Raw genomic sequence first — 26,962 nt, forward strand, 5'->3', positions numbered from 1 at the left:
TTTTATCCATGAGGTGAATGAATCCAATGACTGCTAATTTTGAATTCTTACAGGGAAAAACGGAATATGCATTATTTGCTAATGCTTGTATCGAGGCGGAGCGGGTACTTGCGACCTCTCCTGCGATGGCGGCTGTGGGTAGCCGGAAGGCTTTTGAGCTTGCGGTCAAATGGGTATACGCCGCTGATAATACGATCACGATGCCCTATAAGGACAATTTGCAGTCATTGATTCATGAGCCTTCTTTCAGATTCGCCATGGAGAACCAGACATGGGGGAAGCTGCCTTATATCATTAATCTGGGCAACCTTGCTGTACATACCAACAAGTCGGTTAGCCGAGGCGATGCTTTATTGTCCCTAGCCTCTTTGTTTGAGTTCGTACAATGGATCGACTATTGCTACGGCGCGAGCTACGAGGAACGCTCCTTCAATGAAGCGAACATCCCAGCGGAGAAGGTCGTTCTCGACGAAGCTAAGATCAAAGAGAAGGATAGCTTAATCGAACAGAAGGATTCCGAAATCGAGGCGCTCCGTGCCAAAATTGCAGCAATGAGCGATCGGCTCACAGCTGACAAAGATCAGCATCAAGCGCAGCGGCATTTTACCCCTGAGGATATTACTGAATTTAAAACACGCAAAAGATATATTGATGTTGAGTTGAAGCTGCTGGGTTGGACATTTGGCGATGATGTGAAGGAAGAAGTAGAGCTGTACGGCATGCCTAATCATGAGGAGAAGGGCTATGCGGATTATGTTTTGTATGGCAAAGATGGCTTGCCCCTTGCAATCATTGAAGCGAAGCGTACTTCGAAGGATCCGAAGATTGGCACTCATCAGGCGAAGTTATATGCGGACTGTCTCGAGAAGATGACCGGCAGACGGCCGATGATGTTCACCACGAATGGTTTTGAAACTAATCTATGGGATGACGTAACTTCTCCACAGCGTAAGGTGAGTGGTATTTTTTCAAAGGCTGACTTGGAAAAGCTGATGAACCGCCGCATTGAACGTAAGGTGTTGGATGAAGTCATCATTGACGATAAAATCACAGACCGTTACTACCAGAAGGAAGCGATTCGTGCGGTAGGTGAGCATATAACAACAGGTCATAGACGTGCGCTTCTCGTGATGGCCACAGGTACAGGGAAGACGAGAACCGCATCCAGCTTGACGGATGTGCTATCCCGCGGCGGCTATGTAACCAATACGTTGTTCCTAGCAGACAGAACAGCATTGGTTAAGCAGGCGAAGGACGACTTCAAAAACTACTTACCTCATATGTCCCTTTGTAATTTGCTGAGCAATAAGGATGATAAGACCGCTCGCATTGTATTTTCGACCTATCCGACGATGTTGAACGCCATAGATAAGGCAAAAGGCGATGATGGAAAGCGTCTATTTACTCCTGCGCATTTCGATCTGATTGTGGTAGATGAGGCGCACAGAAGTATTTTCAAGAAATATCGGACGATATTTGAGTATTTTGATGGTCTTATCGTGGGATTGACGGCGACGCCTAAGACGGATGTTGATCATAATACGTACGACTTCTTCGAGATGGAGAGCGGCGTGCCAACTTATGCGTATGCCTATGAGACAGCGGTAGAGATTGATCATGTGCTGGTTCCCTACCATAATATCGAGATCACAACGAAGTTCCTGGAGCAGGGAATTAGCTATGACGATCTTTCTACAGAAGATAAGGCGCGTTATGAAGAAGATTTCACAGATGAAGACGGTGAGATGCCTGAGTTTATTCCCTCCCCTGAGGTGAATGAATTTATTTTTAACCAAGCTACAGTTGATAGAGTTCTAGAGGATCTGATGACCAAGGGGATCAAGGTGGCAGGCGGCGACAGGCTGGGGAAAACGATCATTTTCGCGCAAAATAAAAAGCATGCGCAATATATCGTTGAGCGTTTCGATAAACTTTATCCGCAGTATAACGGTAGTTTTGCCAAGCGAATCATTTCGGATGACAGCTATGCGCAGAGCATTATCGATGATTTTAAGGTTCCTGGCAAAGAGCCGCATATCGCGGTATCTGTGGATATGCTGGACACGGGGATCGACGTTCCGGATATTGTGAATTTGGTGTTCTTCAAACGCATTCGCTCTAAGACGAAATTCTGGCAGATGATTGGCCGCGGGACAAGGCTTCGTAAGAACTTGTTCGGAGAGGGAGAAGATAAGACGCGTTTTGTCATTTTCGATTATCTAGGGAACTTCGAATTTTTCCGTCAACACAAGGAAGGATTGCAGGGGAATGAATCTCACAGCTTGTCTGAAGCGATCTTTGCGAAGCGGGTTCGGTTGATCCATCATACACAACAGTCCACCTTCATCGATGAACCCTATCAAGCCATTCGTTCGGAACTGATCGATAAGGTCCTATTGCAGATAAAGGCATTGAATATGGAGCTAATCTCGGTGAAAATGCAACTGCAATATGTGGAAAAATATAAGCATGGGGCTGCTTTCGTTTGCCTGTCCGATGGAGATAAGAGCAACCTGATTTCCTATCTTGCACCTATTGTTTACATGGATGATACGGATGAGTATGCCAAACGCTTTGATAATTTCATGTATGGACTCATGCTCGCTCAGATTGAGGGTTCGGCGCAACTGAATAAGGCTAAGAAGCAACTGATTGAAGTTTCTTCGAACCTATTAATGCGTGCTACGATTCCGCAGATTAAGGAAAAGATAGCGCTCATAAGCACGATTGGAACGGACGAATTCTGGCAGAGCTCTGATTTGCTGAATTTTGAAAAGGTGCGTGTGGAGCTTCGTAGTCTTCTCAAGTTTATTGTGGATGAGGGTGGCGGCAAAAACCCGATCTATACAAACCTTGCCGATGAAGTAACTAGCATTCATGAAGGCAAAGAAATGTATCAGGCCTATGATTTTGAAGACTACAAGCTGAAGGTTAATCGTTATATTGAGAAAAACCGTGACACGCTGGCTATTCATAAGCTTCGTAATAATATTCCGCTTACTGCTCTCGACTACGAAAGTTTAGAAAAGATTTTCACAGGCGAGTTAGGTACAGCTGAGGATTATCAACGGGAGTACCAGAACACGCCGTTTGGTCTACTGGTACGTAAAATCGCTAAACTTGAATATGAGGCAGCGACCGTTGCATTCTCGGAATTTATTAATGATCAGTCATTAAGCCAGGCGCAAATCGTTTTTGTGAAAAAGGTCATCGATTATATCGTGCAGAATGGCTACATCGACAATGTATCGGAGCTTATTAAGCCGCCGTTCGATAAACCCCAGAGCTTTATCAAGCTGTTTGATGGCACGAAGCAAAAGCGGCTTGTGGAGATGGTTAATCAGATCAAGGAGAATGCGGTTAAGATCTTGAGTTAGTACGGAGATGTGTGGAATAAATCGGTATTGCGGAAAGAGGAGAAGTATGATTTTTGATGTTATTTCAAAATATCATCAGCTTTCAAGGCTTGATAAGCATCATAGGTATAAATCGTGGGAGCATTGCTATCGATATTTCAATAAAAACTTTATTTCCATTGGGGATGAAGCAATACTGGATCACGGATGTCTTCACTTGGCATTTTACTTAGCGAGTTGGGGGATGTTGCGTGGAGGGGCATTTTTACTCCAAAAAGATTATCGCGTACATGAGTACTTTCTAAAGGATGTAGTTACGAAATCTCACTATCATAAGCACTATGATCGAGAGCTTCACCTAAACATGAATAAGATAAGTATCGAAGGAATAAATGAACTAATCCAAGATACAACAAACTCGTATATCAACAACATTCCTCAGATTAATGGTGAAGATAAAACGGTAAGTGTAACAGATACATTGGCTTCAAAAATTTTGCTAGGTGTATATGGCAATGTTCCAGCATACGATCGATATTTAAAAGCTGCATTAAAAAGACATGAGATAAAACAACAGTTTGACGAAGAATCATTAATGGAGATCGTAGATTTCTACAATCTAAATCGTGATGAGTTCGAAAAGTGTCAACGTTTATTTAGAGAAGATGGTTCAGCCTATACCCCGATGAAGCTAGTTGATATGTATTTCTGGCAGGTCGGATATTTCATGGATAATCCGGATGACTATAGTGAAGAGCTGAAGAAAGTTGATGAATTCATTGCTGGTTTTTATTTAGCGAGAGGTAGTGTTCAAGTTAAATCAGTAAGCAAAAACGCTTTATCAACTGGAAGTATTCGAGAATACATTATTGAAGTTTTAAATCAAGCTAAAGCTCAAGGTGGTACAATCATCGATTTAAGGTCTGGTGATATTCATAAGAATCTTAAGCTAGCCAACCGAATGCCTTCTATCTGCAGTGCAATGGTATCGCTTGGTGCCTTTAACTTTGAAATCATTAATGATACTCCAAGTGGAGCAAGTTCGACAAAGGTAGTAAGGTATTTTTTGAAGTAGTTAAAAACCTTGTGCTTCTGCGAGGCTTCTGAAAAAGTCTAATTAAAAAAAGGTACAGTACCTCAAAAAAAAATGAGGTTATTGTACCTTTTTTATTTTCTGACGTTGGCATAGTCGAGCGTTCATAATATGTAATGTCGTTAAAGTATTTGTTTCAATTTACGAAGGAAGATCCGGTGATTGATACAATTTCAAACTATCTTCAGCCATAGCGTATAAAGATTTATCTGTTCCGTTTAACAGCCAATATTTCGTTCCATTCAGATGGTGATTGCTTAGGTGGGTTTGTTGCGCAATTTCTGTAAGAATTAACTGCGTTAGTCTAGAAATGGAATAGACTTTGTTATCATAAGACCATCTGACTGTGGGTTTACCATCTTCCAAATTGATTGTTGCCTTTGAAATAAGCTCGTTATTAAATTGGTACTGGGACTTACTTGAAGGGATTAATGAGATATGATCACCATTATTAATTATCCCTTTATCAAGTAGTAACTGAAGACTATTCTTCCTACGTGTTGCTTTTAATTTTTGAGTATTCTGCACATCTGACTTAATTATTTGAATAAACTCCTCAAATGGATTGCTACGTTGCAACAATGCGGAAGCTATTCCATCGTACCTCTCCCCAATGTTAATTGAAAAATTCGCTTCAGGAAGTTGCCTATTGATTAGAGAGGAAATAAGATCAAATTGTTCATTGGAAGTTCGCAAAGTATGCCAAGTTAATAACATAGTATCGTCAATTTCGAATGTCCAAGGCTTCTGATCAAATATCCATTCCATATCAGTCACTACTGTATTAATGAAATTATCAATAGTTGTTGAACCTTTATCAGTTTGTTTTTTGATTTTAATCGATAGCCAGCCTGACTTAATAAATCGACGTTTGTTCTGAGGGTCAGTTATAAAACTTACTCGTAAATCCCCACTCACTGTACCAATTGGATCTCTATACCAAAATGTGGCTCCACCGGCAAAGTCTCGATGAATATCGTGAAAAAGGCTAAAGACAGCCTTCCAATTCCCCGAGACAATGTGGTTATAACTTTTACTCATTTGTAAATTCTGTAGTTTTTCTGATAAAAAATGAAAATCCTCTGTTGATCTTACTCTCTTCTCTAGCTCTTCTAGGAAGTCATAATAAATTTCAACATCATATTCACTGAAATATGGTAATTCAATGGGCTTTAATGATGTGTCTATGTTATTAAATAGTGCCATTATTTTATTATTTTTCTCTTTATGATAAAAAAGAAACCATGGCGGGATCCCAAAGAAATCAGCTACATCCCTAATTCTTGGATAACTGACAGTCCGAAGGGATTTATTTATTCTTGATGGCCATCTAGATTCATCTTGGACAGCCTTACAAAGAAAACGTATTGACGAATCGATAGATTTCAATAAAGCAGCAATAAGCTCAAGGTCTACCCATTCTACATATGCTTTTTCAAACTCTTCGCGCCAAGTTGTATGATTTGTTTCATAATCCTCTATTTTAATCGACATGCTCGTTCCTCCAGTCATCGAAATTTGCGCCAATTTCAAGCAATGTTGCGCCATACGCTTATTAATATATTCCCTATAATACTATTAACGCAACAACCATAAAAAAGAGATTAGGATAAATAAAGAACTTGAATTCAATAAAATATCGAGTATCCAATATTTTATTGAATTTTTTCCTATAATATTGGATATAACTGGAGGTGTGATCAAAATAACTAATTGGATGGTGCTGTATGGAAAGCTATAACTCTATTGGAATCGCTACTATTACTTCTCGGGGAATTAGTTTTAATAGTTTGTATTACTCATGCAGTCGAGCTATTAGCGAACAATGGTATGAATATGCCAAACTTCATGGGGAAACTCAAATTATGGTCTTATATAACAATAGCGATCTATCAAAAATCTGGATTCAACTAGTCAACTCTAGATTTGAAATTGAGGAAACGGATGTTGCCTATCTTTTAGTTCGTGAAGAAGTGTGTAACTCAAAACTTGAGAGGTATTTTGAAAGTATTCAAAAGCTTAAATCAATAAGAGAAACAAAAAGAAAGGTGGAAAATAGATGAGTAAAAGGCAGAGGAAAACAACACAAACAGTGATTGATAAAAGAATTAAGGAAGGAAGAGGAAAAGGACATTTCACAGATTACAAACCATGGTTAACGATTCATGATGTACCCTCACAAGGAGTAGTAACTCGAATTTTAGGGTGGAAGAGTGGCCGATTGCATCACTATTTCTCGGAGCATTTTGAATTGGCACATCATTATCAAATGGAATGGGCTCTCAACTGCGCTGATATACGCGAACAATTTCCACTTTTACCGCTAGAAAAGACACTCTTTATCGCAGATAAATTAGGCATTAAACACCCTGTTGACCCGAAGACAAAGAACCCCATTGTAATGACGACTGATATGTTGTTAAGCGTTCAAAAGCAAGATGACATTAGGTTTGTTGCACATACTATTAAACCAAAGTCTAAGTTAAATAAAAGGGTTTTGGAGAAGTTCGAGATAGAAAAAAGATTCTTTAAGGATTCAGGAATCGACTGGGCATTAATTACTGAGGCTCAAATAAACTATGAACTTGTCAAAAATGTTGAGTGGTTGCATTCAGCAAAAGGATTAGATGGCAATCAGATTTCAAAACAGCTTATTACAGAACTTGAACCAATGCTATATAAAGCCATTCAAAAGGAGGAAATGCCATTAGCTAAAACGACTTTGCAATATGATGAAAGTGAAGGACTAGATCAGGGAACCTGTATGTTTGTAGTACGTCATTTAATCGCAAATCGATTTTGGGGAGTTGATATGAATAAAATAATCGTTCCTACACTTCAGCCATTAAAAGTATATAAAAATAATGAGATAAATGGAGGGAGTGAGTATGAATAAAAAAGTTAGCTTTAATGGTGAAAAAGGATGCGTGATTGTGTCAGATACCGAGGCTTTGAAGGGGCCAAGACAAGCATTTGAAATTGACGTTATTTTGGCAGATGTATATTTAGATAGATCGGATTCAGCTAAGTATTTTATCGGAAGACCTGTCATATGCAACGTCGTTGATAAATGTAGCGGAAAGATAGTCGATCTAGAAGTACGTTTGTGAATTGGATAATTAAAAGACAAAATAAAGCTGGAGGAAGTAACTTTGGATTTTTTTATTAATAATTTATTCGATAGACGCGATGGCGAGGCCAAACTAATCGATTGTGAAAGAATACTCTGGATGAATCGTGATAAGGATCTAGTCGTGACAATCTCAATTCTAGATAAGAAAGGCCTACCTGTTCTGAAAAGCCTTTCCGCAATGGAGTTAGAAATAAAAAGTGGATTTCTACTTAAACGTGAATATGATCCTTATACAAAATTTATGATAACTGACGATAAGTTAACCACTAAAGAAATTCAAATTAGGGATCATGCATGGAGTTTAATTAGTGAAATGGTTGATATTGAACCTAATGTATATAATCCAACGGAAAGATATCAAATGATTAAGAAAGCATGTGATGAAACAGGTAAAGGGAAAAATAGCTTTTACAAATATCTTCACTATTATTGGACAGGAGGCAAAATGGTAAATGCCTTGCTTCCTCGATTTCGGAAATGCGGCAAGCCGGGTGGAAAGAAAAACCCAACTAAGAAGATGGGAAGACCTAGAGAAACGAAAAAGGCAATTAGTCCCGATATGGAGGGTATCGTAGTTAACGAGGGGATTCGAAAAATCTTCGATAAAGTTATTAGAGATATATATTTGAAGATTAACCGACGTGATTCTGTACGATTTACGTATGTCCAAATGCTTAAAAACCACTTTGCAATTGGAACAGAGATCAGAAATAAAGTGGAAATACCTATAATTCCACCTGAGTATAAAGTTCCAAGTATAACTCAGTTGCGCTATCATATTAAAACTCATTTTCCACGTGGTAAAAGGTTGGTTGCAAGGGAAGGGGAGGTAACTTTTAACCGTGATTTCCGGGCACTTCTTGGCTCGGAAACAAGAAAGGCATCAGGTCCGGGACAAATCTTTGAGATAGACGCTACTGTAGCTGATGTGTATCTAGTTAGCTCTGATGACCCAAATCAGATAATTGGAAGGCCAGTTGTTTACATTGTCGTTGATGTGTGGAGTCATATGATTGTTGGATTTTACGTTGGTTTAGAAGGGCCCTCTTGGCAAGGCATGATGATGGCTCTTGAGAATACAGCAGTCAATAAGGTGGAGTTTTGTGCCCAGTACGATATTCCCATTCAACCAGAAGATTGGCCATGCCATCACATGCCTGAAAACTTTTATGCTGATCGCGGAGAAATGGAGAGTAAGAACGCAGACTCATTGGCCAAAGCACTCGGCATTAAGCTGAAAAATGCACCTCCATACCGTGCTGACTTAAAGGGGATTGTTGAGCAACAGTTTAGGACATTGAATCTAACGCTGCAACCTTGGATGCCAGGAGCAGTTAAGAAGGAATATATAAAACGAGGAGGCCCCGATTATGTATTGGATGCGAAGTTAACACTTAAAGATTTTACAACCATGTTCATCGAGAGAATCCTTTATCGAAATAACTCTCATTATATGGAGCATTATCCACTAGATAAAGCAGAAGCAAAAGATAACGTTAAACCGATAGCTCGTGAACTTTGGAACTGGGGTGTGGCGCATAATCACTTTCTAAAGGAAGTACATCCAGACATTGTAAGGCTAAATGTTATGCCGGAGAAGAGTGTCACTGCAAGTCGGGAAGGAATCTATTTTGAGGGGATGTATTTTGGTAGTGAAGAACTTGTTCGACAAGGTTGGTTTATAAAAGGAAAGTCCATTAAAACGGTCATTTCTTATGACAGAAGATGCATGAATCATGTATATGTCAAAACGGATAATGGAAGAGGTTTTATTAAGTGCTTTTTGTTAGATAAGTCATCTAGATATCGAGATTTATCCCTTGAAGAAATTAAAGAATCACAGTACCAAGATAAATTAAGTCGGAGTATTTATCGTTCTAACGAATTGCAAGAAGAAGTTGCATTGAGTGCTAAACTCGAAGCAATTGTAGATAAGGCAACAAAACGAATGGAAGAGCAAATAGATACTACCTTGACCAAAACAGAGAGAAAATCCGACATTCGTAAAAATCGAGCACAGGAAAGAGATGAAATTCGAAAATCTCAGTCCTATGAATTGGGCAAGCTTCAAAATAGTGTAGAGGAACAAGAAGTTAATGTAACTTCAATTGATACATATCGACCAAAATCAAAGTTACAACTATTAGCAAGTATTAAGGAGGAGCGAATTCATGGCTAGAAAGCTTATTATGGAAAATAAGTATCAGTATATCCCCAGCTTAGTAGGTGAACAAGTAGAGGCAGTATACGCTGAACAGGTAATTGGAGGTTACAAAGATAACCCATTTATTGAATCATTGCCTCCTATCTTTGAGGATCATCAGGTCATTTCCAAAATTGCGAAATACCCCGATTATAACGAAGAACAGCGAAAGCTGGGGAAACAAACAAGACTACATTTGGTTCAACAGATTTCCGACTACGTAGAGCCACTGCAGTCACATATACTCATTGAGCAGAGGTTATCAAGACTAATTCGGCATGGATATAAGGCTAGAAACCCACTGGCTCGGGAGTCAATTCGTCAATTTCATATTGGCTTTGATGAGATCCTTGATGCTGGTGTAGACTCATCTGGTTTAAATATAGCTGGAGTAAGGTCCACTGCTGCCGGCTTTGCCATTCTTGGAGTTAGTGGACAAGGAAAGACTACGGCGATAGAGAGCTCTTTATTGCTATATCCTCAAGTGATCCATCATGTGGAATACAAAGGAAAACCTTTTATTAGGAAACAGATCGTGTGGTTAAAACTTAATTGTCCATTTGATGGTTCGCTTAAAGGGCTATGTTTTAACTTTTTGCAAGCAATCGATTCCCATTTGGGGACTAATTATTTTCAGAAGTTTGCCTCTAAAGGAGCATCAGTAGATATGCTCATTCCAATTATGGCTCATCTTGCAACCCTTCATGGACTTGGCGTCTTAGTTATAGATGAAATTCAAAATTTGAGTTTTATGAAAAGCGGCGGTGCCGAAAGAATGTTGAATTATTTTACACAACTGATCAATACAATTGGTGTTCCGGTTGTCTTGATAGGGACTTTTAAGGCGATGCGACTTCTTTCAGGATCGTTTAGTCAGGCACGGAGGAGTACGGGGCAGGGTGATTTAATTATGGATCGCTTAACAGAGGGAGACGACTGGAACTATTTCTTAAATGCCTTATGGAGATATCAATGGACAGCAAGAAATTCTCCACTGTCGGAACCGATAAAAAAAACAATATACGACCTCTCCCAAGGAATCGTTGATATAGCCGTTAAACTATACATGCTTGCTCAGTGGGAAGCAATGGAGGAAGTGGATCCGAAGGATGAGAAGATTACAGTAGGACTCCTAAAGTCTGTTGCCAAGAGACATATGCAGTTAGTACAGCCGTTATTAAAAATATTGAGAAGAAACGATCCAGCCCTCTTATCCTTAGTGGATGATCTATATCCAGAATGGAATGTTCTAGATCAGTATCTCAAAAAATCATCTGAAAAAGTAAATATTCAAGGTGAGATCCGAACGAAAATAATGCGTGATGACAAAATTGAACAGGATCAGGAAAAGTATATTGAGCTTGTAAAGACAGCCATAGATTTCGGTGCCACTTCTACTTCAGCAGAACAAATAGCACAGCGAATCTTACAATCGAATGAAGTAGAAAAAGATTTTGTAGAGCTTAGGAAGCAAGTAGTTGAAGAGGTCTATTTAAGTGCTGCGACTGAAGATATTAAGCGCCCTGCAGATAATACTGTCAGTAGTAAAAAGAACTCAAATGTATCAACAGCAAAGAGGAAGCAGAAGGAAGAGGGAATTTTAGAAATAGATGATTTAAGGAATGCTGCACGAGGAACGGATAAGGGAAGTGAAGCCATTTATGAAAAATTGGTCGAAATGGGGAGTATTCCGTCAAACGATGATATCTCCAGACTGATAATTTAATTTGGTGAAAATAGTACTAAACTGCATAGGGAAAAGTGCTAGCGATTGAAGCGTAATTGAGTATTAATTGAGAGGATGATGATTCTATTGCTAGCTCATTTCCCTACTTTATATAATGACGAATTGTTATATAGTGGTATTGCTCGTTATCACCAAATTTCTGGTAATAGGACTCAGAAACAGACTATTGAAGACTTGTTCGGAGATCGACTTGTGTGTGCAACTGTTGATTTGCCAAGTCATTTAGATAAACTAACAGATCGGATTAATGGTGGCTATTCAGTAAGGCACCTGATCCAATACCATACGTTACTTCCGTACTACTCAACTTTCTTTCACAAAGAAAAAGTTAATGAAGCAAGAGCGCTGATGGCCCAGGGAGCTTCATCGGGAGTAGTACATTCAAAATTAGGTCTCCCTGCGAGTCTTATTAAGTCTCCAGCTCAGCTGAAGTTTTGTCCGCAATGTTATAACGAAGATCTTGAGATAGGTGAGCCTTACTGGCACCGTTCTCATCAATTACCCGGTGTTGTTTTTTGTGATGTTCATAAAAGACAACTAATCAAAAGCGATGTGACTTATTCTACACGTGATCACAAATTTGCATTTATACCGCTTTCTGAACTTAATACAGAACAATATCAGATTGAGGAGATTAACTCAGGATGGGTAGAGCATCTCCAGTTCATTGCTGAACAATCGGCGTTAATTCTGAACTCATCTCTCGGACAAAAAATACCCAACTACACGCCTGCTTTGCAAGAGAAGGGGTATTTGACTGGCGGGGGGAGAGTTCGTTTCGATCGGCTTATTAGGGATTTTCAAGATTACTTTGGTGATGGGTTACTGCAATTTCTCCATTGCCCCATTAAATTGAAAAGTAGTGATTCATGGCTGCATAAAGCAGTAAGGGGGAATAAAGAGCTAACCCAGCCCCTCAGACACTTGATACTAAGTAGATACCTTAACCAATTATGTGAATCAAATAGAAATTATACGAGCACTTACCCATTTGGTGAAGGGCCGTGGCCATGTCTTAACAAGGCTGCCGCTCACTTTGAAGCAGCTGTCATTGAACAATGCCAAGTTACCCGATGTTCCAAAACCGGGTTGCCGGTCGGGTTTTTCTCGTGTTCGTGTGGGTTCGTCTATTCACGTAGGGGGCCTGATAAAGGCACAGAGGACAGATACAGAGTAGGTAGGATTAAATATTTTGGTAAGGCATGGTACACCAAGCTAATTGAACTGAATGACAGCGACAAATCGTTGCGTGCAAAAGCTGCAACATTGGGTGTAGATCCTGGAACAGTGAAGAATCAAACGTCTTTCTTAACGAACAAATGTGAAACCAAAGTGAAATATCTCAGTGCTGGAGGTATCTCTCCAAAGAAAAATAGAGAGAAGAAACTACGGGGGAGCACTTTTGGCAGAACTAATTGGGAAGAGAGAGATGCATTGTTATCCCCTGAAGTAGTAAACGCCATTGTAAAAATTAAATCCAAGAACAAGCCACTTCGAATTTCCAAGAGTTCAATAGTAAGAAACATTGCCGCGGATAAATTGTTATTTAAGATCACAGATAAAAATCTTGAGAAACTACCCAATACGAAAAAACTTATTCAATCATCGAGCGAGTCCACAGAAGAATACCAAGTGAGAAGGCTTGTCTTGGCGGCTAATAAACTGCAATGTACGGAGATGAAGGTCTTAGGTTGGAGGCTATTAAAAGTGGCTGGGTTAAACTACCCCTTAAATAAAGCCGTGTTAAAAAAATGAATGAATTAATCAACTGAGACCGAACCGTCCTATAGAAGAGGGGTGTTAAATGCTTAACCTAGGATTTTTCCCAACTCCATATCCAAATGAAGATTTTAGAAGTGTGGTTTATCGGTATCATTATTATGAAAATGGTACAGTTTACTCCAAAACAATTCAGCAATTATTTGGCCTAAACACATTTAAAATTAGGCACCTCCCACGAAATCTTGGCTTTTTGGGTCAAAGAGTACCGCGGCAGGTAAAAATAGCAGATATTTTACTAAAGACAACCTTACTTCGGCTTTTTCAACTATTTACTACGAAGCATCAAAGTAATGAAATTATTAAAGATATTCTTTATGGCGATGAAGGTAAAACCTCGTTAGCCGGGGTTTTATCTGGGAGTTCAGAAAAGGGGACGATTAGTGAGAACATTAGTTATTGCCTAGAATGTTTGAATGATGATTATAAAACTTATGGTGAATGCTTCGTTCATAAATATCATCAGGTCCAATATATTAATGTTTGTTACAAACATAATCTATATCTTATTTCGAGGTGCCCGACATGTGATGAGGTTCTCTCAAGATCAATTGGGGATAGTCTCCTGTGTAAACCAGAGTGTCCCAATGGCCATTTATTATCTGATGTTGATTTGTATCAGACAGATACTTTAGGACAGTTAAAGTATGGATTAATTAGGGATATTATTTATCTTACTGAAAATGACGTAGATATAAATGCAGTTGAGATGTCACAGAGGTTCCTTGCTTGTTTAGGGGAACGAGGGTATATACACTCGTCGGGAATTGTGTATAAGACCCAGCTCTTACATGATTTCTTTGAATATTACTCTGAGAGTATATTGATAGGGTTTGGTCAAAAAAAGAATAAACTATATGCCCGTAGAACAATAAAGAGGCTATTTAATCCAGAATATATGAACTCACATATATTATTTTATATATTATTAATGAGGTTTCTTGAAGGATCCGTAGAGAAATTTCTAAATACTAACTACTCATTCGCGTTAGAATTGCCATTTGAGTCAGGACCATGGGAGTGCCGAAACCCAAACTGTAGTTGTTATCCCAAGAAAACGATAAAATCCTATAAAATGATACAAAGAGGAGGGTATATTTCTGGAGAATTCGAATGTAAAGAATGTGGTTATACCTACATACGAAAAAAGCGATTTAAGAATAATGAACAAGACGAAACCTTATTCATTGTGACAATAGGGTTTGAATTACATGATCAAATACAAGGGTTGTTTAATGTTGGATGGAATACTAGAGAAATATCAAAACAATTAAATATTTCAGAAACAACTGTAGCCAAATATTCTCCAAGAAAATCGAAAGTGATAAAGTCGGTTAGAACAGATATTTGCGAGGATGAAATACTAAAAGGTTTGAAAGAAGTAAGTGCTACTGTAGATGAACTCAAACGCATTCGAATTAGAGAAGTCTTCAGACATTTATTACATGAGAGGAGCACACTAAGTAGGACAGATTTAAAGAAGTTACATCCGGTTCAATATAATTGGCTATCGAAGTATGACAAAGCTTGGTTTGAGAAAAATATGACCCCTGCATGTAAGGGGGGGAGTAGAGAACTAGATCTTGGTTTAATCGATCTTGAAATAAGTAATCATATAAAAAGTATTTCAAAGCAAATCTTTCATGAAAACCCTGTGAAACAAATAAAACCTTATACTATACTGGCACGCTTGTCGAAAAAGGATATTGGTAGATATGGACAATACAAATCTTCATTACCCTTATCCCAAAATGCTTTAAGTGAATGTGCTGAACAGAAGATAGATTATTTAATTCGCATTTTACCGAAGATGGTTGAGTTTTTGAAAGGAAATCGGTATCAAGAAATTACTTTTGACAGCCTCAAAATCAGAAGAGGATACAGGCATTGTACTAGCGAGGAGCGGCTTAAAATAGAAGCAGCGTTAAGGCAATGTATTGAAAAAATATAATAAGCTGGTAGTGTTAAGAACACAGTTAACATTTACCCATAACAAAAGAGGTGTTATAACAAGTTGCGGAGATTGAGGAACAATACCGGCTTCGTCACTTGGCAGCTTTTAGAATCATTATGGATATGATGAATTTACACAGAACACAATTTTATCCTATCGAAGATTCTATAGGGGTATATTTATATGCATAATGTATTTACTGCAAATAGTAGAGATTCAGAACGTATAAAATCAAAAGGGGGACTGTACCCCTTTTTTGTCGTTTAGCAGATTAAAATAAAGGAAAATACTGTCGATTTTTATCAATTATAGTATAATAGAACTAATAGAAAATAATACCAGTAACCATGTATCAGCAGTTAACCTAGGGCTACAGCTAAGGTTTGATTTTTTAAATATGAAGTGACAACGATGGTTTAGTGAAGGAGATTAAGAATGTAATTGTGTTAATGAATAGAGTGTAATTATAAATAATTTAGTTTCTAAATTTTTTAATTTGCTCTAAATTACGAAAGAATATATTTCTAAGGAGATATTTTGATGATTAAAATTGAGAAAATTAATATACGGAATTACAGAAAATTTCGTAATGAAGATATATATTTGGATAGAACTTTGACAGCGATAGCAGGTTCAAATAATGCAGGTAAAACATCAATTGTTGAGTTAATGTCTAGCATTCTTTTGTCAAGTCGAAAGGATTCTGTGACAATAGACGATATGAACTATAACGCTCGCAAAGAAGATTTAGAAAAATTGCAAAGTATTAGTAGTGACTCCAGTTTGACTGATGATGAGAAAGTAGAGAAATTGCAAGCAATTCGTAATACTCTAAATAAAATAACGGTTTGTATAAGTATTCAATATGATGAAAATGATGATTTGAAATTATTTTCTGATTATGTTTCGGAATTTGATGTGCTGAAACGAAACTACTATTTTGTTGTAGAGTATGGATATAAAAAATGCAAGGAGAAGGATATTTTAGACATTGTCGAAAAAAAACAAGACATAATGGAGCTGTTTTCATCGTTAGAATCAAGCATATTCTATTGCGATGAGAATGCGAAAGATAGAATTTCGATAAATAACAAAGAAGATTTCTATAAATTATTTAATTATCACTGTGTTTATGCTTTAAGAAAATTATCAGATACTTCTGAAGAAAAACAGAGTTTTTTAAGTAAACATTTACTTAAAACTGTGAGAAATGATACGAAGTGGAAGATCGGTCTTGATGAATTAATTAAGGATCTAAATGAGCTATTAATTGAAAAAAAATTATCTAGTAAAATTGATGAAATAACCATAAACACATTAAAGCAAACGTTAGATGATTTTTCAAAAACAAATGGTGGAAAAACGGGAAAGTTGGGAATTGATTTTAAATTAGAGAACCAAGATATCGAAAAAGTATTGTTAGAATTCACCAAAATATACTTCGAACAAGATGGAGGGGGAAAGATAAAGGAGCAGAAACAGGGGCTAGGATACAGTAATCTTATATATTTATTACTAGAAACACAGATATTTAGAGAAAAGCTGGATAAAGAAAAGGTGAATTTATTAGTGTTTGAGGAGCCGGAAGCTCACTTGCACCCACAAATGGAGAATGTATTTATACAGTACTTAAATCGTATGAATGCAACAGATCAAAATCTAGCTAATGCAGAGCAAATAAATGATAAATTTCTAACGATAAGTCCATTAGAAACTTATGAGACGAATAGCATACTTGAAGCAGCAGCAGCATCTTCGGGTGAGCTTGAAAGCGAAGACGTAACACTTTTTCAAATGTTCATAACGACGCATTCCAGTGAAATGACCAAGTCGATTAAGTTACCCGGCATACGAGTATTAAGACCTGACAGTCATGTGGAAACCAATGTATACGATCTTCAGCAATTTTTGACAAATTTAAATCCTGACGAAAAAAAATTCTACAGTAAATTTTTTCAATTTAATATGATCGAAATGGTGTTTGCAGATAAACTGATTTTGTTTGAAGGTGATGCGGAAAGGCTTTTGTTAAAGTATCTTATGTCTAATGATCAGAGGTATAAGAGCCTTTCCACTCAATACATATCATTCATTCAGGTTGGTGGAGCCTATGCTCACAATTACTTGAAATTGATTAATTTTTTGAAAATTAAAACATTAATACTTAGCGATATAGATTACGTTTGTGATACAACGGACTTTCACGAAAATATTAACCTTTTAATAAAAGAAGTACTCGGGAGCAATACTACAAACCAAGCTATTGAAAAAATAACTGGAAAAAAGAAAGTGAAAGATATTATCAAATCTCAAATAAAAAACAAAGGTGTATATCCTGGGAATGAATTAGTGTGTTTAAAATTTCAAACAAATAAAGATGGGTATGCGCGTACATTAGAAGATGCAATCTTAAAAAGCTTGTTAGATATAAGGACAGTTTTTTGTAAGATATCAAAAGAAGATTTTAATTTATATATTGACCAATACCATTTGCAAATGTCAGGTCCAAAAAAGGCAGAAACATCTCTAAGAGATCGCGTAGATAAGTTACAACAAAAAACGGATTTTATGTACTCACTGATTGAGCATGATCAGATAAAAAATTCAGTACCTGTTTATATAAAGGAGGGATTAGAGTGGCTGCAGGGATAAGTTTTACGGAACCTTTTACATTAGTCAATGCTCCTGCTGGCAGCGGGAAAACGACTGCTATTTCTAATAGTATAAAGAAATTACTTAGGTCTTCAAACAAGAAAATTTTGTGTATCACCTATACGAATAGAGCAACAGAACAATTAATATTGAAGATTGATGATGAGCGTGTAGACATTAGTACTATTCATTCTTTTATTTCTAGTATGATGACGCCTTTATTTGAGAAAAAAAAGATTGTGAATTATTATTATGATATTTTTGGTGAAAAAATAGAACGTATTCTAAATAGTCAAGAACCACAAGATATAGAACGACTTGAAAAATATAGAGCGCGAAAAGAAATTAGTATTGAAACAAAGATAACTAAAGAGATATTAATTGAAAATACAAATAATATATACTACGGGGAAACACAATTTTCTTCTTTATTATATGGGCGTTTATCACATGATGATTTATTATTATTTTCAAAAGAAGTTTTTTGTGAATTTCCAAAAATAAATAAGATTATATCGCAAAAATATTCCCACGTTTTTATTGATGAATATCAGGATACAAGATCTGAAATTCTAGAGTTATTTTATAATGCTACACTTAGTACATCAACAAAATTGGTGCTGCTGGGTGATGAAATGCAACAAATCTATAATGACAGAGTTGAGGGATTTCAAAAGGTGCTAGATGATGTATTTCACAAGGATAATAGTTTAAATACCAATTGGCGCTCGCAAGAACACATTGTAACTGTTTTAAATAATTTATACTTTGACGCTGTCTATAAACAAGAAAACATAAAAAAAGGTGACGAAAAACCAAAACTTCATATTGTTAAAGATATGAATGAAATTGAGATCCAAGACGATGTTTTGCAGTTGGTATTGTACAATAGTGAATTATTTGACCAAATTGGTGCTAGGGAGTTGTACAGAGCTTTTAATGAAAAATATCAACAATTTGACAAATATAGTCCTAAACAGATTTTGACTGATATAACGATGGAAAATCCAGATGAATTAATGATCATATTAATTTTTATTACCGATATAGTTGAATTTTTTAATCAGAATAAGTATGGGGAATTAATTAAGAGAGTAACACAATTTAGATATGCGAATGACAAAATGTGGAAAATAAATAAGCACTCGGATAAGCTGAAGATACACACGCACCTGATTAGTTTAAGCAACATAATGAAAGAAGAAATAAGTCTTGAAGATTTGTTGAATTATTTACGCGATAATGAATTTATTAATGTTTTTCATATTGATGAGATAATGAATAATATAAATGAAAATGACAAATTTAAAGAAAAAATTTACAATGTGAAATATGTGGAATTTAAGAATTGCTACAATGAATGCAATAAACAATCCATTTCTACGCAGCACGCGGTTAAGGGAGAAGGGCATAATGCAATTGCATTAAAAATCTCAGACGGCTCAAATCCTAATGTGCAAATGTATTTGTTTCTGGAAATATGGTCTAGAGGCCTATTCAATTATCAAGAATTAAAGAAGATGAACGGTGAAATGAAAATTATAAAAGAAGAGTATAGTAACTTAATTGGTGTAAAATTATCAAGTTCGAATATCAATAATACAATATATCAAGCTGAACTGAATAATATAAATAAATTTATTGATGATATTGTTAATACGCTTCAAAAGCAACAATGTTTATATGAATCTTTATTGAAGAAAGTTTTTGAGACTTATATGAATAATTGCAATGTTACTAATTTTAAGAAGTGCTTAGTATTAATAAATAAACTCGAAGGTATTATATTGGCGTACAAATTATTCTATGTTGGATGCTCTCGTGCAAAGGATAAGTTGGATGTATATATTTCCGTTGATAAAATAAAAGATTTTGAGGCTGATTTTAAAACTAAAATGGAGTCTGTTGGTTTTTTAATTGAGCATTTTGCATAGTATTTTATCTAATTAAAAACAACAAGCATATATCCGTACTATATATGGTAAGCGGGCCTGGCAATAATTTTGTGCTTCCCCAAACTCTTCAAAACGATTCAATTCCACCGTGCTTAAGAGTTCAAGCAATAAGGTGTTAAGGGCTTGCTATGATAATTATAACAGTTACGGAAAAATGAGAATCCTACGATTAAGCTGCAGAAGAAGTGGGGGGGCGTTATCCAGTACTATGACGATCTTTCCTTGCCTTGTGGAAACGTTCTCATTACGCTTTGAAGGAAGGATAGGAATGTCACTGCATCAACCTGTTCATCTTCTTTCCAAAGAATGTGACCTGTCGCATAATTCAGAACCGCTAGTAGCTTAACGCCACGATGTTTGCCTGTTGTCTGGATGATGCGTTGTTCTTGTTGTTCCTTCGTGAGTCGCTCCGCGGCTCCGGTTGAGTAGTTCATTTGCAGTCCGGCTACACCAGCCTTGCAATAAGAACGCAGGATATTTAAAAACGGTTCTTTTCGTTCTGCCAATGATCTTGGAATCTTTAGAGGATTCGTGCCTTTCATATACAGAAATATAGCGGGGTACCGCTCGAACATGCGCCGATCTTTCTCTTTTTTCATCAAGGTTTCAATCTCAATACGTGTTTGTGTCGTTTCCCTGGTTTCACCGTCACTTTTAGGTAAGTTTCTTTAATTCGACGGTGTGGAAATGAATTCCTTTAGTTCAACTTATATAGTTTAAATGAGATCCCCTATTTGAATATATCGCAAGAAAAAAATGATCAAAAAAAGACTAAGAGGAGAGCATTTATGAACAGCAAGCAAAAGGAAGATTTTCACGATAGAATAAAAATTGGTGCGAGGGTGTTGGGAAGAGACCAAGTTCCTATACTGCTTCCGAGTTATGAGAAGTTGCATGAGCAGGTAAAGGGCTTCCGAAAGCAAGCCGCTGGCTTGGAACGATGGGATGAGACTAGTTGGCTTCATAAATACAAAAGGGATTTTCGTTCTAATTTCGACAACGTCATATCCATTCTTGGTGAAAGAGGTTCCGGTAAAACTTCCGTGTTATTAACCTTTAAATATTTTCATACCAAGCAATTTTCGGAGCAAGATATCGTTCTCCCCCTCATTGTTCCAGATCAGATGAGTGGGGCTAGCGATACGTTAGGATGGGTACTTGGGTTCCTCCACGGTGAAATGAAGGAGATTGAACGTATCTATCATTCAGAACAGGAACGAACCAATCAGTGGCGGCAAGATGCTTATTGTGGGAAAGGTGCCAAGAGTCAACTGGAAAAAAAATATAAAGAATTACAGAAGGCATACTTGCTTAGACAAGATAGTTATGCGGCTATAATCCGTAAAAGAGACGAAGGCGTGCAAGAGCATATTAGCGATAATGAGAAGATAGTAAATTCCGATCAGAATTTGATCGACCATTTCCACGATTTTATAGATATTCTAGTTAACTACAAAAAGATGATAATTAAAGACAAGAACCATGAACCTCTGATTCTGATCTTCTTTGATGATGTAGATATCAGTGCAAAGTATTGTATGGAAATACTAAACACCGTTCGGACCTTCTTTTCTCACCCTAATATTATAGTATTTGTATCAGGGGCATATAGTGTATTTATTGAATCGGTAACATTGAATATGTTGGACGAGGAAAAAGTTGATGCGCGAAAGTACGACACTGATTTTGTAGCCCATTGGGAAGAATCAAAAACAGCACTAGTCCGTAGGCTTGAACGAAGTCGTGAGTTTTTAAAGAAGGTTTTCCCACCTGCGTTTAGATATGATATGAAGAACACATTGTCGGATCAAGAAAAAGCCGATTTCAAGTATTATGTGAAAGAAGGGGAAGATCATGAGGATGCCCCTTCATTTATGAATTTGCTCTCCGGTATAACAGCGGAATGCAGCAACGAAACATGCATAGGTTCCATCTTTGACAAAGAAAAAATTCAGATTCCACAAGCGTATTTTCGTATTTTTGACTCAAATCCAAGAGGATTGATTAGTCCCTACTACTTTTTATATCTCCGGAGGGATAAGGTATGGTCAGGGTTAGATGTACAACAATTTTTAGATATTATTATTAATTCAAATAAAGAGCTAGCGGAATACAAAACCCGAATAAAAGATTTGATTAAGATTTACTTTAATAGGAATGGATTAGAATTAGAAACAGTAAGTACTTTCATCGATTATTCTAAATTGGAGGTCTACGAGCTTCCTAAAGCAAAGGAAGGAGAAGCATCGAATGTTAAGCGTGAATTTGAGATAGAAAATCATATGAAAAATGAAATTTCGATTTTGTTGCTCGCCGATTTGTTTGAAAAGCTGTTGAGGCTTTTTCATCCGAAATTTCAAGTTGCGGATCATGTTAAGACTAAGCCACTTGTATCTCTGTTAAATAATTTATACGGTCCTTCACTGTTCCCGTATATGAAAACAATGGAAGGAGTTCTTGGTTTTTATAATAATTTGTCAACTATTCTAAGTATGCTTGGAAGAAATAGGTCTTTATTCAATCCACAAGCAGATTCACATTACATAGAACGTCAATATCTTAAGGCAGTATCCAGAGATCAAGACGAGTATAAGACGTTACGCAAATTATACAGAGAAGATAAAGATTGGGTTACAAGTTTGGTGAAATATATAAGCTCGGTTGGACGTTCTGATGAAGAGATCATGAGACTGTTGGTTGATGAAGCTAGGGCTAAGGAAAAATTCTTGAATGATGTGCATTACCACAGTTTAATAATTAAGCTTGACAGAATCAACAGCCAAGAGGTGCAGCAACGGCTCGCGAGAAATCTAAAGGAAGGAAACATGAAGGTTGTAACCGATCATCAAGATCTTGACTTTGATGATATTCAGAACATTGTTTCCTATATTCACTTAGCTGAGAACCGTGCATTAATATCAGTGGAATTACATAACAAGGGTGAGATTTTGAAAGAAAAAGAACAAAACATTAGAGTTTTGGAGCAATCGAGATGGTTAAAAAGAAAGCAGAGCAGTGTGAAGAAAACAGGAGTAGATTTGGTTAGTATTATTGAAAATAAAATTCATGAATTAGAACGGAAAATAATGCAAATGAAACGAGAGGGAGAAGCAAGGTCTCTTATTAAAGAATACTTTCACGAAGATGAAGTAACTTTTGAGGGAGAAGATTTTGAAGCGATATATAATGGAATAGACTTTGAAAAGGATTTTATAAGTCGTTTGGATGAAGAGGAACTGCATTTTACTAGTTTTAATCCTGTATTAGTACTTAAAGAGTATGTTGACATTCATAGTGCCAAGCAATTGGTGAAGAAGGAAGAATTAGAATTTATAGGACTCTGCTATGACGAGGTTGATGAAAAGGATAATTTAACGCTACAGCAAAAAAAACTTGTGCGAGATTTCTTTGCCATGAGTAAGGAAAAGGTATTACTCGAACTACTACTCCCTAAAGGAAGAACGACAGGCGCAGAGAATTTGCAACAGTTGAAAAATGAACAAATAGAGCTTCGTAAAGAAATTAATATACTGAGGGCTGAAGATCTCCACATTCATGAACGAAATACGCAAATTATGGATAAACTGGTCCTTAATGATAAGCCATTGAGTGATGTTCTACGTGAGTGGGAAATGGAGAAATCGTCAAGACATAGACTTATATTAATGAAGGAATTAAATGTTAGATATATAAAGATCCAAAATCAATGGTTTAACAAATTCTATATTTCCTTAGTAAAGGAGCATGGATTTCAAAATTCAGCGGAAGCATTCGGAGGGCTAACCAATTTTCAAAGGAAAGCATTCTTGATAGCACTTGAGGAGTTACTCGAACAATTTGTAGGAAACCATAGAACCTATATTTTGAACCAACCTAAAGCTTTAGTTTCGTTATGGGAGGATCTTACCATAAGATCAGAGATCGAGGAGACTATAAATCTAATTCCATCCGTCAAAAACTACATCCTCGTTCGATATGCATTAGAAATGATTAGGATCGAAGAAGACGAGCAGGCGGACGGCAGTATCGGTTATTTTCGAAATTTAAAGCTGCAATTGAAACTAATGTCTAACAGCGGCTATAGCTCTTTCGATCTGCACTTGAAAAATATTTTGGGCAGTAAAAGAGAATGGGAGTAACCCATGTATAGAGAAAAGATGGATCTTCGCATCAAATTAGCGGTTTTACCCTTCGTAGATATGCACTTTTATTATAGGGATTTTATAGGTGAATTAGGAAGGCAACGCTCAACTTCGGATTATAGGAGTTATTTAGATAATACTTTTCTAAAAGAATTACTGCCAGTTCTACACCAGACGGAACGCATTAACCATCTTGATGAAGTGGGAATGCTGGTTGAAAAGTATTATCCACATCGGATGATGAATGAATGTACGTATTTTGGAGAATGTCCTGAGAAATTTTATTTGGAACGGCTGAAGGAATTAAGCAGACTGTTACTGACTCATCGCAATGGTAAGATAGCACTTAAATACTGGGATAATACGGATGAGAAGAAGAATGAGAATTCTATCTTCTCTGCTTATAGAGGCATCTATAAAGTGGCACTATGGAACTCTTTAAATAGGATGATCTGTACAGATTTGCTCGTTATGGTCTATCTGATCTCGAATGGGATGAAAGATGAATACGTTCTTCGCTCTTATCATTCTCTTGTTTATATGCCAGATACCCAGCTTGATCAACTCCTGAACGAGGGTGTGGCGGAGACACATCTACATCTATCTGCAAGTGGTCAGTTTCAATTAAATTGGCAGGCCATGATGTCGCCCACACCGAAGACCAGGGACATCGTTGCAGTAAAAAGTCATACCTTCATAGACGCATTGACGGGTAAACAATCTGATCCTCGGGTGTATACGTTAGTGGCAGCGATTTTACGACTTGTTCTAGCTGCCTATCTGCAGAGCATTCAAGGGAAGATCATAAAAGGTAATCTTTCCATTAGCTATTTCCTGGAGGCAACTTTAAAAAGTAACAGCGACAAGTATGATACCCCAGAGCGAGAACTTTATCGGCTCATAAGAGAGATTCTTAACGGGGAGGATCTTGTCGCAAAAGGCTATAATTCGGACAATTTATATCATCTTTATGAGGATGTTAAGGTACTGGTTTTTACCGTAGAGTTGTCCGATCATCATAAAGAAGCAACTTGGGCACAACGTATGACCGATAGGGATAGTTTGAGCCGGATTTTCGGGACGGGTATAACGTACACTTCTCCCGAGAATGTGTTTATGTTCAGAGCGGTTCGATATATGTCTGAGCAGTTAGAGCATGACATGCTGGATTCCACGTTTGCCAAATTGTTTTGGCAATATATCCGCATAAAAAATGAACAGTTTACCCGTGCTGTACAGCGTAATCATATTCGAGGACTACCGTACTTTCGTGATTATTTCGAGAAATCAACAGCACAATCGCTTGCTCAAGATGATGTTCAGCACTGGGGGTTCCTGCTTCATCATCAACTGCAGAATCCCCATATTAAAAAGTTGGAGGTTCGAATAGCACCACCCCAAGGCAATAATGTCTCGGTACTTAAGAAATCTCTTGCGCTGAAACTATTGAATATAATGAAGGCCTATAGAGAAATCCTAGTCGAATTTGAAGAGATTACTCCAAATCGTCTGGCACCATTATTGGGTATTGTATTGCATTTTATTAAGATGCCGGATATGCAACGACAAGAGAAGTGTTGGTTCGATTATAACGAGAATGAGCGCAATGATGAAAAACTCAATTATAAGAACAAGCAGATTGAATACAAAAAACAAATGGAAGCCATTAGGGATTTGCGGGAGAGAATATCAGGACTTGGGGAATACATCGTAGGAATTGATGCAGCAAATCTGGAAACATATGTAGAGCCCTGGGTATTTGCCCCTGTCTTTCAGCAAGCCCGCAACAGTGATACACATAAACTTGTTTATCCTGATTATCCGCACAAGAGTATTGGGAATCTAGGGTTGACCTATCACGTTGGCGAGGACTTTAGGCATATGCTCACGGGTATTCGACATCTAGACGAGGTTATCGAGCACTTTCAATTTCGAGCAGGTGACCGTATTGGTCATGGTATGGTATTAGGAGTAAATGTTTCCAAGTGGGCTACCCGTAATAGGGTTGTGGTTTTGCCTCGTATAGAGATGTTTGAAAATCTGTTATGGATCTGGGGGATGTGCAGGGACGGGAATCCGCTCGTCGATTTAGATTCTGCCAATTTGGAGAATAGAATCATGAAGATAGCGGAAGCGATCTATATCTCAATCAACGGCATAACCGTCTATTCTCTTTGGAAGTCTTATCAGAGTAAGTTTCAGGAAATAGGAACCCTTCTATCTTGTATTGAAAAGAATACAATAGAGGAGTGGTTTGATGAGCAGGGCAAACAGGAAATGAGGTGGACAGCAGAAAAGCTAAAATCTACCTATCACTGTAATTGTTACTTAGCTAGAATGAGAGAGCCGATTGAGATAGAAATTACCCGGGAAGAAGAGTTGATGATCCAGCAGATGCAGCAGGTCGTACAGCAAAAAGTCAGCAAAGAGGGAATTGTAATCGAAACTAATCCAACTTCGAATACAGCGATCGGGGAAATTGAAAATATATTTGAGCATTATATCCACAATTTAAACAGAAGAGGACTCCCTTCCGAGCAGCTAGTGGAAAGAGGGATTATGGTCTCAATTAATACCGATGACCCAGTTGTATTTAATACAAACATTGATAATGAGTTTGCTGTTATATTTCACTCTCTCCAGGACAAAGGATATGCTCGTGAGGATATCTTACATTGGATTGACCATGTCAGAAAAACGGGGTTAACAAGTAGCTTCATTAGGAATCGACAAGTTTCTTTATCCGAGCTAGTGAGTGAAGTGGGAGAATTAATTAAAGAAATGTCAGACTACCTTTACGGTTGATATGCCTCATACTGCCATATATAATTTTAATTGGTTCTAGGTGAATACACATGTGTGTAGTTCACAACATTCTTTCTATGGTATTTTTTGGTGGTTCACGACTTTCCTTTTTTTACATTTATCACGTGCCGCGGCAAATCCAG

Annotated in this window: 15 protein-coding genes; 13 read left to right on the forward strand and 2 right to left on the reverse strand. The window is 37.2% G+C overall.

Going from position 1 to position 26,962, the window contains the following annotated elements; all coding sequences use genetic code 11:
* Positions 1–26: 26 nt before the first annotated feature.
* Positions 27–3,377, forward strand: a complete 3,351-nt coding sequence (locus LRL21_RS24320) for a DEAD/DEAH box helicase family protein (protein WP_240418371.1) — start codon at positions 27–29, stop codon at positions 3,375–3,377.
* Positions 3,378–3,423: 46 nt separating this feature from the next.
* Complete coding sequence (locus LRL21_RS24325; RefSeq protein ID WP_240418372.1) at positions 3,424–4,431, forward strand: hypothetical protein; 1,008 nt, start codon at positions 3,424–3,426, stop codon at positions 4,429–4,431.
* A gap of 159 nt (positions 4,432–4,590) precedes the next feature.
* Here the strand turns inward: LRL21_RS24325 and LRL21_RS24330 are convergent, their stop codons facing one another.
* A complete protein-coding gene (locus LRL21_RS24330) occupies positions 4,591–5,943 on the reverse strand; it encodes a hypothetical protein (RefSeq protein WP_240418373.1) in 1,353 nt (450 codons plus the stop codon).
* A 233-nt stretch (positions 5,944–6,176) separates the two neighbouring features.
* Here LRL21_RS24330 and LRL21_RS24335 point away from each other — a divergent pair, with 233 nt between their 5' ends.
* The 9 genes from LRL21_RS24335 (at position 6,177) to LRL21_RS24375 (ending at position 19,851) form a co-directional block, all read left to right on the forward strand.
* Positions 6,177–6,512 carry a Mu transposase C-terminal domain-containing protein gene (locus LRL21_RS24335; protein ID WP_240418374.1) on the forward strand — a complete coding sequence of 112 codons (336 nt, stop codon included), beginning with the start codon at positions 6,177–6,179 and terminating at the stop codon, positions 6,510–6,512.
* Positions 6,509–7,345, forward strand: a complete 837-nt coding sequence (locus LRL21_RS24340; protein WP_240418375.1) for a TnsA endonuclease N-terminal domain-containing protein — start codon at positions 6,509–6,511, stop codon at positions 7,343–7,345. Before LRL21_RS24335 ends, LRL21_RS24340 begins: the two co-directional genes overlap by 4 nt.
* Positions 7,338–7,559: a hypothetical protein gene (locus LRL21_RS24345; protein ID WP_240418376.1), complete on the forward strand. Its 222-nt coding sequence runs from the start codon at positions 7,338–7,340 to the stop codon at positions 7,557–7,559. Before LRL21_RS24340 ends, LRL21_RS24345 begins: the two co-directional genes overlap by 8 nt.
* Before the next feature lie 42 nt (positions 7,560–7,601).
* A complete protein-coding gene (locus LRL21_RS24350) occupies positions 7,602–9,761 on the forward strand; it encodes a transposase family protein (RefSeq protein ID WP_240418377.1) in 2,160 nt (719 codons plus the stop codon).
* On the forward strand, positions 9,754–11,511 hold the full coding sequence (locus LRL21_RS24355; RefSeq protein ID WP_240418378.1) for an ATP-binding protein: 1,758 nt from the start codon (positions 9,754–9,756) through the stop codon (positions 11,509–11,511). The genes LRL21_RS24350 and LRL21_RS24355 overlap by 8 nt, the downstream gene beginning before the upstream one ends.
* A 75-nt stretch (positions 11,512–11,586) precedes the next feature.
* Positions 11,587–13,287, forward strand: a complete 1,701-nt coding sequence (locus tag LRL21_RS24360) for a TnsD family Tn7-like transposition protein (protein ID WP_240418379.1) — start codon at positions 11,587–11,589, stop codon at positions 13,285–13,287.
* A gap of 49 nt (positions 13,288–13,336) precedes the next feature.
* Entirely contained in the window at positions 13,337–15,262 is a 1,926-nt protein-coding gene (locus tag LRL21_RS24365; RefSeq protein WP_240418380.1) for a TnsD family transposase, read from the forward strand.
* 543 nt (positions 15,263–15,805) lie between these two features.
* A complete protein-coding gene (locus tag LRL21_RS24370; RefSeq protein ID WP_240418381.1) occupies positions 15,806–17,917 on the forward strand; it encodes an ATP-dependent nuclease in 2,112 nt (703 codons plus the stop codon).
* On the forward strand, positions 17,902–19,851 hold the full coding sequence (locus tag LRL21_RS24375; protein WP_240418382.1) for a UvrD-helicase domain-containing protein: 1,950 nt from the start codon (positions 17,902–17,904) through the stop codon (positions 19,849–19,851). Before LRL21_RS24370 ends, LRL21_RS24375 begins: the two co-directional genes overlap by 16 nt.
* 227 nt (positions 19,852–20,078) lie before the next feature.
* Here the strand turns inward: LRL21_RS24375 and LRL21_RS24380 are convergent, their stop codons facing one another.
* Positions 20,079–20,471, reverse strand: a complete 393-nt coding sequence (locus LRL21_RS24380) for a hypothetical protein (RefSeq protein WP_240418383.1) — start codon at positions 20,469–20,471, stop codon at positions 20,079–20,081.
* A 189-nt stretch (positions 20,472–20,660) separates the two neighbouring features.
* Here LRL21_RS24380 and LRL21_RS24385 point away from each other — a divergent pair, with 189 nt between their 5' ends.
* Positions 20,661–24,011, forward strand: coding sequence for a hypothetical protein (locus LRL21_RS24385; RefSeq protein WP_240418384.1), 3,351 nt, complete (start codon positions 20,661–20,663; stop codon positions 24,009–24,011).
* A 3-nt stretch (positions 24,012–24,014) separates the two neighbouring features.
* Positions 24,015–26,819 (forward strand): amidohydrolase family protein, encoded by a 2,805-nt coding sequence (locus LRL21_RS24390; protein WP_240418385.1) that lies wholly within the window; start codon positions 24,015–24,017, stop codon positions 26,817–26,819.
* Positions 26,820–26,962: the final 143 nt, after the last annotated feature.

It is taken from the genome of Paenibacillus periandrae, assembly GCF_022458865.1.
Taxonomy (GTDB): domain Bacteria; phylum Bacillota; class Bacilli; order Paenibacillales; family NBRC-103111; genus Paenibacillus_S; species Paenibacillus_S periandrae.

What these genes read in the sequence shown, in the direction of transcription:
- LRL21_RS24320 (WP_240418371.1), top strand. Translation starts at nt 27, where the DNA reads ATGACTGCTAATTTTGAATTCTTACAGGGAAAAACGGAATATGCATTA.
- LRL21_RS24325 (WP_240418372.1), top strand. Translation starts at nt 3,424, where the DNA reads ATGATTTTTGATGTTATTTCAAAATATCATCAGCTTTCAAGGCTTGAT.
- LRL21_RS24330 (WP_240418373.1), bottom strand. Translation starts at nt 5,943, where the DNA reads ATGTCGATTAAAATAGAGGATTATGAAACAAATCATACAACTTGGCGC.
- LRL21_RS24335 (WP_240418374.1), top strand. Translation starts at nt 6,177, where the DNA reads ATGGAAAGCTATAACTCTATTGGAATCGCTACTATTACTTCTCGGGGA.
- LRL21_RS24340 (WP_240418375.1), top strand. Translation starts at nt 6,509, where the DNA reads ATGAGTAAAAGGCAGAGGAAAACAACACAAACAGTGATTGATAAAAGA.
- LRL21_RS24345 (WP_240418376.1), top strand. Translation starts at nt 7,338, where the DNA reads ATGAATAAAAAAGTTAGCTTTAATGGTGAAAAAGGATGCGTGATTGTG.
- LRL21_RS24355 (WP_240418378.1), top strand. Translation starts at nt 9,754, where the DNA reads ATGGCTAGAAAGCTTATTATGGAAAATAAGTATCAGTATATCCCCAGC.
- LRL21_RS24360 (WP_240418379.1), top strand. Translation starts at nt 11,587, where the DNA reads ATGATGATTCTATTGCTAGCTCATTTCCCTACTTTATATAATGACGAA.
- LRL21_RS24365 (WP_240418380.1), top strand. Translation starts at nt 13,337, where the DNA reads ATGCTTAACCTAGGATTTTTCCCAACTCCATATCCAAATGAAGATTTT.
- LRL21_RS24370 (WP_240418381.1), top strand. Translation starts at nt 15,806, where the DNA reads ATGATTAAAATTGAGAAAATTAATATACGGAATTACAGAAAATTTCGT.
- LRL21_RS24380 (WP_240418383.1), bottom strand. Translation starts at nt 20,471, where the DNA reads ATGAAAAAAGAGAAAGATCGGCGCATGTTCGAGCGGTACCCCGCTATA.
- LRL21_RS24385 (WP_240418384.1), top strand. Translation starts at nt 20,661, where the DNA reads ATGAACAGCAAGCAAAAGGAAGATTTTCACGATAGAATAAAAATTGGT.
- LRL21_RS24390 (WP_240418385.1), top strand. Translation starts at nt 24,015, where the DNA reads ATGTATAGAGAAAAGATGGATCTTCGCATCAAATTAGCGGTTTTACCC.